Genomic DNA, 16,051 nt, shown 5'->3' on the forward strand with positions numbered 1-16,051 from the left:
GTGTTCTCCTTTTAGTATCGAACTACATTGTTATTTGAGGGATGGATAAGGCTGGGATGTACCCACGATCCAGAAGGAATCAAGTAATTGCCGTCTCGTGTTACTGGCTCGCCTACCGTTGTATTAGTAAGTAGCTGTGCAAGTTTTGTATTAGCCTCGTCTGTGATAGCTCCCGGCAAGTCTGGGTTATCGATGACAGCGTGCAAGTATCCGAATACTTCAAGTGCTTCTTCGTGGTCTTTCATTATTTATCTCCTAAGGCTTTGATCTTGGTTTTCAAGTCAGCTATGCCGCTGTCTGCTTGGGTGGTCGATGGCGTAGCTGGGTGTTGTTCATTCAGTAATCGAGCCAACTTCTCGTACAGGGAAAGCAGGGAATTAGCGGCGGTTGCTTTTTTGGCAGCTGACATGGAGTCGTCAGCAATCGCACGATTGAGAACTGATATCGCTTTAATGGCCGATGTCTCCAGTTTCTCAAGCAATCGTTTCTGTTTAGGCGACATTTGGAAGTTCCTCATGTTGCAATCGATTACGTACTTCCTGCCGTGCACGATATAAACGAGAGCGGCACTTCGAAGAACAGGTTTTAGTGTGTGGTCGTTGATCTCGGGCAAGGGGTTCACCGCAAATTACGCATGTACGGTGTAATACTGGTTTGAAGCGCTCTTGAAGCTCTGCGAAGTTGAGCAGAGCGTCGAGTTGTTGAATCGTAGGCATAAAGTGCCCTCCATTTAATTGGTGATAGTTTTGATTTGAGTTTGATTTTCCGTGCAGTTGAGAACGCAACGTCACAGTGTGAGGCGAAAAGAAAAGAGACCGCCGAAACGAATCTCTTCAAGTGTGCCCCACGAGGAGGCCTAAGAATTTGGGCAGTAACGTACTGTGCACTGCGGGGCACTGGAGAGCAGGATGAGGCTGCTGGTACTAGGAGGACGATCCATGCGAAGGGCCAAGAGAAGGAGAAGCGATAAACCTTTCGTACCCTACCCACATAGTATAGCACGTTAGTGCCACTTGTCAATAAATATGTGTACAAAATGAAAAATATATGATAAGCGATCTGCGGGTCGCTTAGTTGTCTCTCTATGTTGTGCATGCCGAGAGTGCGTGAAATGCCTGAGACTTCGCTAGAGGATTTCCTATACCCATTTTTGCTGGGATTTTGGCGTAATGGCCTTCCTGTGGCTTTGTGGGGCATCCTGCCAAGTGATGCACACAGTAATCAAGATCAAAAGCAAATGCGGTTTTGCGTTGACTTCTTTTGATTGATCTACGTACGACCGGAAGGGAGGCGTTGGTGTTGAGGGTTAGCAGTGTATGGAATACACATCCTATTCTGTCTGTGCGTAGCACCGGGTAAACATCCCAAGAATTGAGATTCCCAGTGAGGATAAATCCCAGTAGAGGGGCAGCTTCCCCTGCTCGGGAAAACTGCCTTATATAGGTATGTCTTTTAGGCACCCCAGATATATGGGCATCACAGGTATAGTTCGGCGTCATTGGTGACGCCCAATATCGCTGCAGCGTTATAAGTGGGTTTGAGACCGTGCTTGGCGGTGCTCATCACTGAGTAAGATTTTGCAAATGAAGCAGCCACAGGACGATAAAGTTGTGGTGATTGATGGTTGGGTTGTGCAGCAGGATGCCGAGGGCCGGTATTGCCTCAACGACTTGCACAGAGCAGCTGGTGGCAGTGAGCAGACGAAAGTCTGGCGCTGGAAATCTCTAGGAGAAACCGCAGAACTTATTACTGAACTAAAGCACGGATATCCGTGCTTTGAACCCCTGACATCCAAGAAGGGTCGCTATGGCGGCACCTACGCCGTAAAAGAACTCGTGTATGCATATGCAATGTGGATGGTCGTCACTGTCGTGTCTCCTGCGGAATATCACCTCAAAGCTGTGAAAGTGCTTCTGCGTACTCCTGAGTCGTACGGCTGTTTGGGATCGGCAGATGGTGCTCTGTCTGGGTGTTGAGGTGTCGCAGGATGTAAGCATTCTTTGAGCGACTGGCAAATACATACTCATAGACCTGTTGAGCAGCTCCGTCATCGATTGAAGGCTGGTCAACTGTAATCGTGGAGCCATTGCACTGGATGACGTAGCCGACGTTCTGGAGCAAGGCGTTGAGCTTCACAGTGTCATTCTCGTCAATCCGTAAAGTGTCCTCAAAGTCTGCTGCGTCTATGTAATCGATTGCGGTCTCTGTCGATGCGAGCAGCGTACGTTCAAGCTCAAGCTCTCGTATCTTTGTAGCCACCTCACGTAACTTTACGCCCAAGGCTGGAATATCAGCGCCTAGTTCAGCAACTAAGTCTGTGAGCCTCTCTGAGGCTGTGTGTTGCTCCATAAGCTCTGCCTCAAGAGCTATCAGTCTCTTACCGCTGGTGCTGAGTTGCTGGCTCTGCATGGCCTTCAGTACTGCGTCGTTGCACGTTGTAACCCGGATGTATTCAAGCACTGCGTATGGAATGGATTTACTGTTAGTGCAACCGTGCTCAACACCCAAGCGATGACGATTCATACACACCATTGCGAGGGGAGACACTGGAGACTTGAGCACACAAAATTTGGAGCCACAGACAGCACAGGCAACTAGGCCCGAAAGGAGATACAGGGATGATGCAGACTTTGGCTTGTACCGCTGTCTCAGACGTTCCTGCACACGATAGAACAACTCCTCACTGACCACAGGAGGGTAGACGTTCGGGATGTCGTCAGCCTCTGGGATCGTAGGAGGAAGCTTGCCGTTTTTGTCTCTGAGGTGGCTGTTTGACCATGTCCCTATAGCAATCTTGTTGTTGAACCAACGTTTGATCGTGCTGGGGTTGATCGTGTCTAGCAATGGGTGCTTACCACGTAGGCGGCTCAGAATACGACGCTCTCCAATGCCTGAGGCGTAATCCTCAAATGCCTGTCTAACCAACGGGACAAGCTCAGGAATCAGATTGTTATCCCTGTCTAGCCAAGCTGGCGTGCGACGGGTTACACCTTCACCAGCTTTAGCCTTAGTGCGTTTGCGAGCGTAAGCATCCTTTACCCGACGACTGAGAGTGTCGCTGTATTGGTGTGCCTGTTGGATTTTGGCAACCAACATAAACAGGTGGTTACTGTTGGCACTCTCCCGTGTGTATGTAATGCCGTCATCCAAAGTGACGATGTCAACGCCAGCTTTAACGATCTGGGAAATCAGAGGGAGCATCTCTAATGGCTCCAGACGCCCAGCACGGTCGATAGCTTCAATCAGGATGCAATCGCCTGATTTGATTGCTCCGTTCTCGATAGCTGCTAGGAGTTTTCCGAAGCCATTATCTAAATGCTTGCCAGAGAATCCAGAGACGCCTAGGTCTTCAAAGCTGGAGGTGCTGAGCTGGTAATCAGAGTGATGCTGTAGCCAAGTTGCAACCATGCTTTCTTGTCGAGCAAGGCTGGCACCATGTGCCTGTTGTGCACTGGAAAATCTGATGTAGGAGTAGGCTGTAGGCACTGGAAACGCTCACGCTGTTGAGTGTCGAGCACCAATCATAACATTGCGGATTTCTTCGGGGTCATCGCGTTGAAGATCGATGAGTAACCCGCTGGCAGCACTAGGGCGGCCAGACAATACATTGCCGAAGGCAGGCCCGCGTTGATCACGCCAAGTGCCAGGCACTGCTTGAGTTTGCCGCGAAAATCCCAGTCGACCCGCATCACCAGCAGAATAACCAGCAAGCCCAGAGCGCCGAGCGTGGCGCGAAAGAATGCGGTCGGCATGCTGCCAAGCACGGGCGCGACGATACGCATGAACATGAAGCTGGCGCCCCAGATGGCGGCAAGCAACAGCAGTCGGCATAGATCAGTCAGGCGCACGGTGAAACTCCAGGGCAGGCAAGGCGCATAGTGTTTCCATCTACAGGCGCGATAGCAATCCGAAAATTGCTCTTGAATCTTTTTATTTGCTTGCTGTAGCCCCGATCAAGGCATAAAACCGCCGAGCGCCATTGGCGTCTCGGCGGTTATCACTCGTGCTCGCCTGATCAGGAGCCCAATTGCACCGCTCCAGTCAGCAGGGCGAAAGTCAGCATCAACAGGCTTACGCTCCAGGCCCAGAAGAAGGTATAGGTAATGTGCTTGCGCAACTCTACGCCCGCCAGTGCCAGGGCGAGATAGACGCTCGGCACAACCGGGCTGATTGCAAAACCGGTGTTTTCACCAATCAGCATGGCCCGCGCGACCGATTCCAAGGGCACGCCAGCTGCTACGGCGACATCACGAATAACCGGCAGCAAGGCAAAGTAATAGGCATCGGGCGAGAAGATCATGCCCAGCGGGACACCGAAGAAGCCAACCAGCACATGCAGGTATTGAGCTGATCCATGGGGCAGGATGTCGATGATCGACAGGGCCATGGCATCAGACATCTTGGCCCCGGACAACACACCCAGTAGCACCGCGGCTGCCATCATCACCAGCGACATTTGCAGGGCGTCGGCGGCATGGGCCTTGATGCGCTCGGTCTGCAGGTTGAGATCCGGGAAATTCAGCGGCAAGGCTATGCCAAGCCCGACCATGAAGCATGCATAGAGTGGGAATGTACCGGTAAACAGACAGGCCAGGATTGCAGCGGTGAGCGCGACGTTGCACCAGTAGCGCACCGAACGCGGCGACAAGCCGAACTCCCGCGACTCGGGCTGCCCCAGGCTGGTGTCGAAGGTCGCCGCGGCACCGAGGGACTTGGGGACCCTGCGTTGGGCGCGCAGGCCGAGCCAGGCGGCAATCAGTAGCATCATGCCCAGGCCAAGCAGTTGCACCGGGATCAGGCCGAGCCACAGTTCGGTGGCGTCCAGCCCGGTGGTGGCCGCTGCTCGGGCGGTGGTGCCACCCCAGGGCACCATGTTGATGACCCCGGCTGTCGTGCCCACCAGCATCAACAGCAGGTTGGGGCTCATGTTCAAGCGCTTGTAGATGGGCAGCAACGCTGGGATGACCAGCAGGAACGTCGCGGCGCCAACGCCATCGAGGTGCACCGATGCCGTGATCAATACCGTGGCCAGTGCCACAGCCAACGGCTTGCCGCCCGTGCGCCGAATCAGGAAGTTGACCAGCGGATCGAACAGTCCCCGGTCACGCATGATGCCGAAATACAAAATGGCGAAAAAAAAGAGTGCGGCAGTCGGAGCTACTGTTATCAGACCGCTCTTGATAAAGCCGCCGGTTTCGCCAGGCGTAAAACCGGCCAGCAGGCAGATCGCGACAGGGATGGTGGTGAAAGCCACTACCGGACTCATCTTGCGCAGCAGAATCAACGAGATGATGCCAAGCATCATCACAAAACCCAGGGTTGTGATCATTGTGTTCAACCTCAATCATTGTTTTTATTGTTCAACATGCCGCGTTGTTCAGTGCGGCGACCTTTATCTGTCTGGTTCGGGCGCGCTCAAGCTGGCGGCGGCAATTGCATGGCCAGGAGCAGGTAACTCAAGCTTTTGCCGTGGCGATCAAGCCCCGGACTGCGGGTCACGCCGCCTTCCAGTGCACCCTCCAGGACGAAGTTCAAGGCCTGCAGTGAATCGATTTCATAGCGTTTGATGGACGCCGGGCGTCGCCCCGAAAATTGCGCGGCCACTCGCTCTGGCGTTAATTCGCGCTTGAGCCACTGATAGTGATCGGGGTTCAGAGGGAACACGGCGACGCACAGAATGTTGCCTTTGTCGCCGGCACGGGCATGGGCATAGTCGGCCAGGGTAATGCTCGTATTCATCAGTACCACTCCAGTCGGGTTTGAACGGCGCTGCGCGGGATCAGGAAATCGCGAGTGGTAATGGATTCGCTGAGGTGCCTACGCACACCGCCGCCGCCAGCTGGGCCGTTGGTGTAGAGCGACTCCACCTCGGCCTGGAGTTGCTCTATCAGCTGGCGATTCTCATCAACGATGCCGACACGGACCTGTACATCTTCCACCACCGGGGGGCAGGCCAGGCGCTTGTCCAGGTAGTCGCCGTGCTGGTCATTGAACAAGCTGGCAACGCCAACAAGGTCAATCCAGGGGGTTAGCGACGGGCCTAGTTGTGCGAAGCGTTGTTGCAGGATCTCGCGGGCCAGGCTGGCGCGCTCAACAGCCCCAGGCCCGGCATAGCTGATGGAGGCTTCGCCAAACCAGAGTCCGCGTACGCCCGCCAGTCCCTTGAGTTTTTCCGGGCGCGGGTGGCCTTGAATGCCGCTGACCCGCACGCGATCTTCAGCAACAAGCTCGACCTGCGCCTGGCCCAGGTCGAGTACCACGTCGGGGGTTAGGTAGCGGCGTGGATCATGGATCTCGTAAAGCAATTGTTCCTTGACCGTGCGCTCATTGACGCAGCCACCACTGCCTTCGGCCTTGGTCACGACCAGGTCGCCATCGGCACTGACTTCTATGATCGGGCAGTCCAGGTTAGCCGGGTTGGGCACATCCTTGATTCCGGGGTGAGCAAAGTAGCCGCCGGTCACCTGTGTGCAGCATTCCAGCAGGTGCCCAGCGGTTGTGGCGATCGCCATTTTTTGCCAGTCATCAAAGGCCCAGCCCAGCCCATGGCGAATTGGACCGACCGCCAGTGATGGGTCGGACACTCTGCCGCAGAGGACGATATTGGCACCTTGCGCCAACGCCTGGGTAATGCCGTCGGCGCCGGTATAGACGTTAACCGACACCAGTTCGCCGGGTAGGTCAGAGGTCGCAAGCCATTGCTGGAAATGCGCTTGACCGAGTGCAAGCAGGTCGTCACCCAGCACACAGGCAATTTTCAGGTCTGCATGGCGCCCGGCCAGCTTGTTGCGCAGGCTCAGCGCCGCCGCCTGGGGATTGGCTGCGCCACCATTGGTAATGATCGGGATGGAGGCTTCGAGGCAGATATCGAGAATAGGGTCGAGGAAATCGAACAGGCGGCTGGCATAGCCGCTGCTGGGATCCAGCTGTTTGCGCAGTTGTGCTTCAGCCAGGGTTCGCTCGGCAAGCAGCTCGAGCATCAAATAGCGTTTTCCGGAGCGCGTCGCCAGGCTTCGGGCCAGGCGCAATGTTGCGTCTGGACGATCACTGGCAAACCCGGCTCCGCAACCGATGTGGATTATATTTGTCATGGCTCAAGGCTCGGTATCTGTGGCCCGGCCATAGTGGCGTCAATTGATATTTCTGTGAATTTTAATTATAAGAATAACTATTCCATAAAATTTAATAGAGTCGTCGTGGATATCAGCTTTCGCCAGTTGCGGGCATTTACCCTGGTCGCGCAAACCCTGAGTTTCACCCGGACATCGGAACTCCTGCATTTGTCGCCACCGGCACTGAGCTACAGCATCCGCCGGCTGGAAGAGGCGTTGGGGCTAAAGCTACTCGCGCGCAACACACGTAGTGTTGAGTTAACTCCAGCCGGTGAGCATTTTTTACCGCAGGCCCAGCAATTGCTCCGGGTGATGGGCGATGCGGTCAGCGATGCGCAGGAACTGTTGAACCTGGACAGCGGCACATTGCGCTTGGCGGCCTTGCCCACTGCGGCTGCATCATTCCTGCCTCGGGTGATTGCAGCCTATAGCCGTGAACATCCGGGGGTTCAGGTGTCCTTGCTCGATGGCCGCGCCGGGGAGGTCAGGGATTGGGTCTTGGCGGGCGAGGTCGATGTGGGTATTACCTCCTTGCCGCAAGACATGCTCGGGCTTGAGTTCAAGCATTTGGTCAACGATAACCTGGTATTGCTGGTGCGCGATGAAGGCGGCGATCTCGAAAGCTGGAAGACCAAGCCCTATATCGCTCTGGCGGCAGACACCAGTATTCGCCCGCTGGCGGACATGACACTGCTCAGCTTGGGCGTAAATGCCCAGCCGACCTGGCAAGTAGCACACATGAGCACCGCAGCCGCCATGGTTCGCGAGGGCCTGGGCTTTACGCTACTGCCGGCAAGCTGCTCATCCTTCTTGCAGTTCGGCGAAGCCCTGCTGGTGCTGCCCGTGGCACAACCGGTGCAGCGCTCCCTGGGGCTGCTGCAACGTAAACCGGTCAGGCAAACCCCAGCGCTGCAAATCTTTATGCAGTACCTCGATAGTCGCCTGAGCCAGGCATTTGCCTAGACGTGCCGGAGCCGCTTCGATTCACTTGGCGGCTCGGTTGTGCTTTCGCTGGCGCTGGCATCTGGCTAAGCTCGGTTGCAACGCAACAGGTCCAGCAGAGGTTTGCCCATGACTCAGCAAGCGCTAACGGCGGATATCGCTCGCCTGATTCTTGATGGCTTTGATGATTATCGCGAGCATTTTCGCCGCATCACCGACGGTGCCCGAACACGCTTCGAGCAAGCGCAATGGCAGGCCGGTCAACAGGCTTCTGCGGCGCGTATCAACCTCTACGAAGAGAAGGTCAGGGAGTTCAACCTGCGCCTGCGCGACGGGATTGGCGTCGAGTTGCTGGATATCAGCCACTGGTCGCAAGTCAAGTCGGACTATATCCAGCTGATCGACAGCCGTTTCGACGATGAACTCTCCGAAACCTGGTTCAACTCGATTTTTTGCAGTTTGTTCAGTCATGATCAAATCAGCGATGACTGCATGTTCATTCATACCACGCGGCCATCCATACACAGCCGCCAGCGCGCAGCGCAGACGCGTCTCTACAGCCTCGGCCCGGATCATGGGAACGCCCGGGGGCTGGCCCGGATGCTTGAGTCAATCTTCAATGACTACAGTTTCAGCGCGCCCTTTGAAGACTTGCCGCGTGACCTGGCCCGGCTAGAGGCGAAAATGCGCGAGAGCCTGCCGGACTGGGTGTGCAAAGACCCGGAGCTGACCATCGAGCTGTTCTATTCGGTGCTCTATCGCAACAAGGGGGCGTATCTGGTCGGGCGCGTGTTCAACCGGGACGAACAATGGCCGCTGGTGTTCCCACTGTTGCACCGCGAAGGCTTGGGTATCCAGGTTGATGCGCTGATTACCGACGAGGCGGAGGTGTCGATTATTTTCTCCTTCACCCGTTCGTACTTCATGGTCGATGTGGAGATTCCCGCTGAATTTGTCGGCTTTCTCAAGCGCATTCTACCGGGCAAGCATATTGCCGAGCTTTACAGTTCCATTGGTTTTTACAAGCATGGAAAGTCCGAGTTCTACCGGGCGCTGATCAACCACCTGGCGACGACCGATGACCAGTTCATCATGGCGCCAGGTGTGCGTGGCATGGTGATGAGCGTGTTCACCTTGCCGGGCTTCAATACGGTATTCAAGATCATCAAGGATCGCTTCTCGCACACCAAGACGGTGGTGCGTGACACTGTCATCGAGAAGTATCGCCTGGTTAAAAGCGTCGACCGGGTAGGGCGCATGGCCGATACCCAGGAGTTTGCGGATTTTCGTTTCCCAAAGGCCAAGTTCAGCCCCGAGTGTTTGGCTGAGTTGCTTGAGGTCGCGCCATCCACCGTCGAGATCGAAGGCGATACAGTGCTGGTTCGCCACTGTTGGACTGAACGACGCATGACGCCGCTTAACCTCTATGTTGAAAGTGCCAGCGAGGCACAGGTGCGTGAAGCGCTGGAGGACTATGGCCTGGCAATCAAACAGTTGGCAGCGGCGAATATTTTCCCCGGAGACATGTTGCTGAAAAATTTTGGTGTGACTCGCCATGGCCGGGTGGTGTTCTATGATTACGACGAAATCTGTTTTCTGACCGAGGTCAACTTCAGGCGCATTCCGCCGCCACGTTATCCAGAAGATGAAATGGCGTCCGAGCCCTGGTATTCAGTTGCACCCAACGACGTGTTTCCGGAGGAGTTTCCTCCGTTCCTATTTGCCGATATCAAACAGCGGCGGCTCTTTAGCCAGCTGCACGGTGAGCTTTACGATGCCGATTACTGGAAGAGCCTGCAGGCGGCAATTGTTGAAGGCAAGGTCATCGATGTGTTTCCGTATCGGCGCAAATCCGAATAGCCCGGTTGATGTGTTCAGCTAGGGATTCTCAAGTAGGCATGAGGTTGTTTTGAGATTAACCATGGTAACGGCGGCTGGCGTGCTGCTTGGCGCGAATGCAGGCGTACTGAACGCGGCTCAGCCGCGCACGGATGAGACCCTTGAAATGGCACCCCTGGTGATTGTTTCACCCCGCACAAGCACGCGTTGGCTGAGCACGCCAGCGGCGGTAAGCGTGGTTGAAGCCAATCAGTCCGGCGCGGAGAAGAACCTCGCTCTACAGGGACTGCTGGCCTCTGTTCCCGGGGTGTTCAGCCAGAACCAATATAACCTTGCGCAAGGCTTGCGCCCCTCGATTCGGGGCTATGGCTCGCGTGGTAACTTTGGCGTCCGTGGCGTGCGCGTGTTGGTCGATGGCGTACCGCTGACCATGCCTGACGGTCAAACCGAGCTGGATGGCCTGGATCTGGGCCTGGTCGAACGCATGGAAGTCTTGCGCGGCCCTTCTTCGGTGCTTTACGGCAACGCGGCGGGCGGTGTGCTCAATATTGAAACGCGCCAGCCGCCTGCCACGCCTTACAGCTTTTTTGACCTGAGCGTCGGCGAACTGGGTTATCAGCGCGCACGGGTGGAAACCGGCGGCACTGCAGGGGATATCGGTGCTTTGCTGGCATTCAACAGCACCCAGTCAGAGGGCTATCGCGACCATGCAAAAGCTGAAACCAATAGCCTGACCGGCAAGCTGAGCTGGTACAGCGACTACGGTCGGCTGGGCATCAACTTCAATGCCATCGACAATCGCGCTGAAGATCCAGGCGGGCTCAGGGCCAGTGAAGTCGCTGATGATCGCGGACAGGCCGCGCCGAATAACCTGCGCTACGACGCCGATGAATGGATTCGCCAGCAACGTCTGAGTGCTGTCTGGGATGGCTACGGTGCCGGTGACGATGAATATCAGCTGCGCAGCTATGTGGGCCAGCGCCAGTTTGGTAACAGCTTGTCGTTCACCAATGGCGGCCAAACTACCTTTGATCGCCTGTTTGCCGGTATGGGTGGGCAATACAGCCACCGCGAAGAGCTGTTGGGCATGTCGCATAAATTCACCGGCGGTTTCGATCTTGAAGTGCAGCGTGATGACCGCAGGCGCTACGACAATTTGCTCGGCGAGCGCGGTGACGAGACCCTTAAGCAAGATGAAAATGCCGACAGCAGCGGCGTCTTTATCGAAGACCAGATTGACCTGACAGATGCCTGGCAAGCGACCCTGGGCGTGCGTTACGACCGGGTACGCCTGTCGGTTGACGACCGTTTCCTCAGCGATGGCGACAATTCCGGCTCACGCAACCTGGAAGACTGGAACTACAGCGCGGGCCTGAGCTACAGGCTTGATCCTCATCAGTCGCTATACGCCAAGGTGGGTACTTCATTCGAGACGCCGACCATCAGTGAGCTGGCCAATCCAAATGGTGGTGGCTTTAACTCATCGCTTGAACCCGTCCACACGCTCAATCGCGAAATTGGCCTGAAAGGTGAGTGGTCGACGCTGCGTTATGACGTGGCGCTGTTTAGCATGAAGCTCGATGACGAGCTGGTTGGCTACAGTTTGCCGGGCGAATCGGGGCGCAATTACTATCGTAATGCTGGCAAGTCGCGCCGCGACGGACTGGAGATGAGCCTCAGCTGGCAAATGGCGGATGCCTGGCGCCTGACCGGTGCCTATGCCTACAGCCGCTTCAAGTTCGATGACTATCAGGTTGACGACAATGATTACCATGGCAACTCACTGGCCGGTATTCCTCGGCAAACCTTATTCACCGAAGTGGCCTACGAGCACGAGGGCAACTATGCGCGCTTGAATATGAGTGCCTATGACGCCATGTATGCCAACGATGCCAATAATGTGGAAGTCAGCGGCTATGCACTGACCAACTTGCGCATCGGCAAGCTGATAAAGGCGGGCGGGCAGACCTGGGAGCCGTACCTGGGCGTCGACAACCTGTTTGACCGTGAGTATTACGACAACGTGCGAATCAACGATGCCAACAGTCGTTATTATGAACCGGGGCCCGGGCGTACGGTCTATACAGGGCTGCGTGTAACATTTTGAGCAAAGTTGCTGACGGATAACTGACGAGTATCAATCGAGGCAGAGTGATTCGAGGTAATCTATGCTTATGCAAGACGTGCTATGCGTCTTATCCGTAAGCCTTGGCAGGAGGACGTTAAATGATCGCCAAGATGCAGAATGCTTTTCACGATCTTCTGGTCGCGCTGGGGCTGCTTGACCGGCCCAAGCTGCAACCCATTCCCGTGCGCAATGACGACCCTCGTCGGCCACGAGAGCCGCGCCGCCAGCGCTGAGTATTGCTCAGTCGTTCACGTCGCCCGTGTTGAACAGTGGCTTTAGTGTCGCTGTTCAATCGCTCGGGCAACTGAATATTCTTCTCGCCAGCCGTTGTTGATTGCGCTGGCAGCCTTCACTTGCAGCATTTCTTATCTCTAACGAACCTGCGGCGCGCAATGGTTTTCGCGCCGCAGAAACAATAATCGCCGCATGAGTGCGGCGATTATTGTCAGTCGAGGCATTAATTTTTGTCGATTAATCGTTGGTGGCCAAGCCTTGCTGTTTGGCCAGTTGGGGAGTAAACAGGCTGACCGCAATAAAGCTGATTGCGCCAACTGCCAGGCTGTAATAAATCGGCGTATTGGCTTCCAGGCCATCGCTGAACATGAAGAATGCCGCCGTCAGGCTACCCAGCACCATGCTGGCAATGGCGCCTGCGGTGGTCGCACGCTTCCAGTAGATTGCACCCAGCAGTGGAATCAACATGCCGCCAACCAACAGGTTATAGGCCAGGGTCAGGGCGCTGATAACGTCGCTGACAACCAAGGCAATCGCAAGTACCAGGCAACCTAGCAATAAAGTGAAGATCCGGTTGGTCATTGCGCTTTCGCTTGTGTTCTTGCGCTTGCTGAACATTGGCCAAAGGTCTTGCGCGGCAGTGGTCGAGGCAGCCAACAGCCCGGCGCTGGCGGTTGACATCAATGCAGCCAGTGCAGCAGCGATCACCAAGCCGCGAATACCATCTGGCAGGCTGGTTTGGACGATGCTGGCGAAGGCATTGTTGACGTTATCCAGGTCGGGCAATACCACTTTGGCCGCCATGCCGATAAGTGCGGCCGCCAAGCCGTAGAGAATGCAGTAGACGCCAGCGGCTGTACCGGAGAACCTTGCAATCTTCTCACTGCGCGCAGTGAACACCCGCTGCCAGATGTCTTGGCCGATAAAGATGCCGAAGAAGTAGATCAGGAAGTAGGTGATGATGGTGTCCCAGCCAATCGCGGTGAACGAAAAGTAGCTGGCAGGCAGTTTTGCAACCAGGGCATTCCAACCGCCCGCATCGCTGATCGACATCGGCATCAGGATAAACACCAGGCCAATGGTCATGATCAGGAATTGCACTATGTCGGTCAGGCTCAGTGACCACATGCCGCCAATGGTCGAGTAGGCGACGACAATACCGCCACCAATCAGGATGCTCACCCAGAACGGCAGGCCAAACAGCACTTCCATGACAGTGCCGATGGCAATGGTTGAAATGGCGCCGATCATCAGTGCATAGATCAGCATGATGGCTGCGCTTGCATGCCGCGCCGTCGGACTATAGCGGCGCTCCAGGACCTGGGTGACGGTGTAGATCTTGAGTTTCAGCAGCGGCTTGGCCAGCAGCAGGCTGATGCCGATGATGCCCAGGCCCAGTGATGCACAGAGCCAGAAGCCGGAGATACCGTAGACATAGCCAAGGCGCACGGTACCAATGGTTGAAGCACCGCCGAGTACGGTTGCCGCCATCGTCCCGAGGTAGAACATGGGGCCAAGGTTGCGCCCGGCAACCAGATAGTCTTCACGGTTTTTACTGCGGCGCATGCCATAGAAACCCAGGCCAAGCATCGCAGCTACGTAGATAAGAATTACTAGAAGATCCAGAGTCATTTGCAGTGTCTCTTTTAATTGTTTTTATGTTCGCACTTGTCTGAGTGCAAATCTTTAATTCAGGTGTTGGCGTCTTGGTCGAAGCGGTCTTGGTGCATGGACGGCTTCGACCAACAGGCTTGTGCTAGCGATTTTTCACGCCAGGCAACACGCAGAGCATTTCGTAAAGCAAGTTGGCGCCGAGCAGCGAGGTGTTGCCGGTGGTGTCATAGGGCGGGGAGACTTCAACCAGGCCGCCGCCGATCAGATCCAGGCCCTGGCAGCCGCGGATGATTTCAATTGCCTGGATGGTAGTCAGGCCGCCAATTTCCGGGGTGCCGGTGCCAGGTGCCCAGGCGGGGTCGATACCATCGATATCAAATGACAGGTAAACCGGGCCGCCACCGACTTTCTCGCGCACTTCAGCCATCAATGGTTCAAGTGACTTGTGCCAGCATTCTTCGGCCTGGACCACGCGAAAGCCCTGCTTGCGGCTCCAGTTGAAATCCTCGGCGGTATAGCCCTGGGCGCGCAGGCCAATCTGCACCACGCGATCGCAGTCGAGCAGGTCTTCTTCGACGGCGCGGCGGAAGGTTGTGCCGTGGGCGATTTTTTCACCGAACATATGGTCGTTGACGTCAGCATGAGCATCAATGTGAACCAGCCCGACCTTGCCGAACTTCTTCTTGATCGCCCGCAGGATCGGCAAGGTGATGGTGTGGTCGCCGCCAAGTGTCAGGGGCAGGATGCCGTCTTCGAGAATCTGGTCGTAGGCATCCTCGATAATACGCACCGCTTCAGCCATGTTGAAGGTGTTGATGGGCACATCGCCAATATCGGCAATGTTCAGCGAATCAAAGGGCGCGGCACCGGTTGCCATGTTGTAGGGGCGAATCATCACCGACTGGGCGCGAATCTCACGCGGGCCAAAGCGGGTGCCGGAACGCAGCGAGGTGCCAATATCCAGCGGGACTCCGACAAAGCCCACATCGAGTTGCTTGCGTTCTTCAGGGGTTTGGATGTGCGGCAGGCGCATCATGGTGGCGATGCCGCCGAAACGCGGCATTTCGTTACCGCCCAGGGGTTGGTGCAAAATCTTGTCCATGGGATGGCCTCACGGTTGTTATGGTTTTAATAAAGTGCGCCGATTCTTGGCCATCGCTGCGCTGTGACAAATCGCTGAGAGCAAAAAATTAGTTCATAAATTTCTAAACTAATGGCGCAGGGCTTAGAATCGTCGATTAGTTGATTTCTGGTGTTGCGGAGTGGTTATGAGTCAGGCGTTACCCGACCTGAAGTTGCTCAGGATTTTTGCCAGCGTGGTGCGCCACCAGGGCTTTGCTGCGGCTCAGCAGGAGTTGAAGCTATCGACTTCTGCAATCAGCACCTACATGAGCCAACTCGAGAGTTCGCTGGGGCTTAGCCTGTGCCACCGAGGGCGTGGCGGTTTCAGTCTGACCAGCAAGGGCGAGTTGTTTCATCAGGAAACCTTGCGCCTGCTGAGTGAGCTGGAGGGTTTTGAACGCTACTCGGCAGCGCTCAAGGGCGAGCTGCGCGGAACCCTGAATCTCGGGGTGCTCGACTCAACGGTAAGTGATATGGCTTTACCTTTGGCTGAAGTAATTGGTGCCTACAGCCATGAACACCCGGCGGTGCACCTGCATTTGTCTGTATTGAGCCCTTATGAATTACAGCTTGCGGTACTGGACAATCGCCTGGATATTGCCATCGGTGCGTTCTCGACCCGCATGAATGGCTTGCTGTACCAGCCTTTGTACCGCGAACAGCATTGGCTGTACTGCAGCGAGCGTCACTCGCTGTTCAAGCAGCGGCGCATTCCCGCCGAGGTCATTACCCAGCAACGCATGGTGGGGCGTGGCTATTGGAGCCAGGCAGAACTGGCGCGCCATGGCTTCAAGCACAGCGCGGGGACTGTCGAGTCGATGGAGGCCCAGCTGATCCTGGTGTTGTCAGGCGCCTACATCGGTTATTTGCCCGAGCACTACGCACAGCATTGGGTCGAGTTGCAGCAGTTGCGCGTATTGCTGCCAGCGACCTTTGGTTATCAAGCACCGTTTTCGTTGATCCTGCGTCGAGGCCGTTCGCGCGAGCCCTTGATTCAAACCTTTCGCGATCTGCTCAAGACGCAGTTGAACGCGGCTGATAAGAACGTCGCTGGCTAAGG

Annotated in this window: 15 protein-coding genes and 1 pseudogene; 6 read left to right on the top strand and 10 right to left on the bottom strand. The window is 55.7% G+C overall.

Annotation, left to right across the window (positions count from 1 at the left end):
• Nucleotides 1-11: 11 nt before the first annotated feature.
• Genes PSES9_RS24850 through PSES9_RS25605 form a run of 3 tightly spaced genes read right to left on the bottom strand, consistent with a single transcriptional unit; the run spans nt 12 to nt 716 of the window.
• The gene (locus PSES9_RS24850; protein ID WP_010483177.1) at nt 12-245 is read right to left on the bottom strand and encodes a hypothetical protein; all 234 of its coding nucleotides are present in this window, start codon (nt 243-245) and stop codon (nt 12-14) included.
• Nucleotides 245-502 (bottom strand): hypothetical protein, encoded by a 258-nt coding sequence (locus PSES9_RS0101120; RefSeq protein ID WP_010483179.1) that lies wholly within the window; start codon nt 500-502, stop codon nt 245-247. Before PSES9_RS0101120 ends, PSES9_RS24850 begins: the two co-directional genes overlap by 1 nt.
• Complete coding sequence (locus PSES9_RS25605; protein WP_083840229.1) at nt 492-716, bottom strand: DUF2116 family Zn-ribbon domain-containing protein; 225 nt, start codon at nt 714-716, stop codon at nt 492-494. The genes PSES9_RS0101120 and PSES9_RS25605 overlap by 11 nt, the downstream gene beginning before the upstream one ends.
• Before the next feature lie 867 nt (nt 717-1,583).
• Between PSES9_RS25605 and PSES9_RS25610 the strand changes: the two genes are divergently transcribed.
• Nucleotides 1,584-1,976: a KilA-N domain-containing protein gene (locus PSES9_RS25610; protein ID WP_083840230.1), complete on the top strand. Its 393-nt coding sequence runs from the start codon at nt 1,584-1,586 to the stop codon at nt 1,974-1,976.
• Here the strand turns inward: PSES9_RS25610 and PSES9_RS22870 are convergent.
• The 5 genes and pseudogenes from PSES9_RS22870 to PSES9_RS0101145 form a co-directional block, all read right to left on the bottom strand.
• Nucleotides 1,894-3,486 (bottom strand): recombinase family protein, encoded by a 1,593-nt coding sequence (locus PSES9_RS22870; protein ID WP_085987568.1) that lies wholly within the window; start codon nt 3,484-3,486, stop codon nt 1,894-1,896. The two genes, PSES9_RS25610 and PSES9_RS22870, sit on opposite strands and share 83 nt — an antisense overlap.
• A gap of 38 nt (nt 3,487-3,524) precedes the next feature.
• A pseudogene (locus tag PSES9_RS22875) lies at nt 3,525-3,848 on the bottom strand (EamA family transporter); the annotation flags it as partial.
• 167 nt (nt 3,849-4,015) lie between these two features.
• Complete coding sequence (locus PSES9_RS0101135; protein WP_010483184.1) at nt 4,016-5,329, bottom strand: CitMHS family transporter; 1,314 nt, start codon at nt 5,327-5,329, stop codon at nt 4,016-4,018.
• Between the two features lie 86 nt (nt 5,330-5,415).
• Nucleotides 5,416-5,739, bottom strand: a complete 324-nt coding sequence (locus tag PSES9_RS0101140; protein ID WP_010483186.1) for an AtuA-related protein — start codon at nt 5,737-5,739, stop codon at nt 5,416-5,418.
• Nucleotides 5,739-7,091, bottom strand: a complete 1,353-nt coding sequence (locus PSES9_RS0101145) for an acyclic terpene utilization AtuA family protein (protein ID WP_029529310.1) — start codon at nt 7,089-7,091, stop codon at nt 5,739-5,741. Before PSES9_RS0101145 ends, PSES9_RS0101140 begins: the two co-directional genes overlap by 1 nt.
• A gap of 105 nt (nt 7,092-7,196) precedes the next feature.
• Between PSES9_RS0101145 and PSES9_RS0101150 the strand changes: the two genes are divergently transcribed.
• The 4 genes from PSES9_RS0101150 to PSES9_RS25470 all read left to right on the top strand — a co-directional run bounded on the left by PSES9_RS0101150 (nt 7,197) and on the right by PSES9_RS25470 (nt 12,254).
• The gene (locus PSES9_RS0101150; protein WP_010483190.1) at nt 7,197-8,075 is read left to right on the top strand and encodes a LysR family transcriptional regulator; all 879 of its coding nucleotides are present in this window, start codon (nt 7,197-7,199) and stop codon (nt 8,073-8,075) included.
• Between the two features lie 108 nt (nt 8,076-8,183).
• Nucleotides 8,184-9,914 carry a bifunctional isocitrate dehydrogenase kinase/phosphatase gene (gene aceK / locus PSES9_RS0101155; protein ID WP_010483191.1) on the top strand — a complete coding sequence of 577 codons (1,731 nt, stop codon included), beginning with the start codon at nt 8,184-8,186 and terminating at the stop codon, nt 9,912-9,914.
• 49 nt (nt 9,915-9,963) lie between these two features.
• Complete coding sequence (locus PSES9_RS0101160; protein WP_138942982.1) at nt 9,964-12,000, top strand: TonB-dependent receptor family protein; 2,037 nt, start codon at nt 9,964-9,966, stop codon at nt 11,998-12,000.
• A 119-nt stretch (nt 12,001-12,119) separates the two neighbouring features.
• Entirely contained in the window at nt 12,120-12,254 is a 135-nt protein-coding gene (locus PSES9_RS25470; RefSeq protein ID WP_010483193.1) for a PA1414 family protein, read from the top strand.
• A 238-nt stretch (nt 12,255-12,492) separates the two neighbouring features.
• On the opposite strand, the gene PSES9_RS0101175 is transcribed toward PSES9_RS25470, so the two are convergent.
• Nucleotides 12,493-13,887 (bottom strand): sodium:solute symporter, encoded by a 1,395-nt coding sequence (locus PSES9_RS0101175; protein WP_010483196.1) that lies wholly within the window; start codon nt 13,885-13,887, stop codon nt 12,493-12,495.
• Between the two features lie 124 nt (nt 13,888-14,011).
• Complete coding sequence (gene speB / locus PSES9_RS0101180; protein ID WP_010483198.1) at nt 14,012-14,971, bottom strand: agmatinase; 960 nt, start codon at nt 14,969-14,971, stop codon at nt 14,012-14,014.
• 166 nt (nt 14,972-15,137) lie between these two features.
• On the opposite strand from speB, the gene PSES9_RS0101185 reads away from it, so the two are divergent.
• On the top strand, nt 15,138-16,049 hold the full coding sequence (locus tag PSES9_RS0101185; protein ID WP_010483199.1) for a LysR family transcriptional regulator: 912 nt from the start codon (nt 15,138-15,140) through the stop codon (nt 16,047-16,049).
• Nucleotides 16,050-16,051 lie beyond the last annotated feature (2 nt).

Origin of the sequence: Pseudomonas sp. S9, from assembly GCF_000222125.1 — a bacterium.
GTDB classification, from domain to species: Bacteria; Pseudomonadota; Gammaproteobacteria; order Pseudomonadales; family Pseudomonadaceae; genus Aquipseudomonas; species Aquipseudomonas segetis.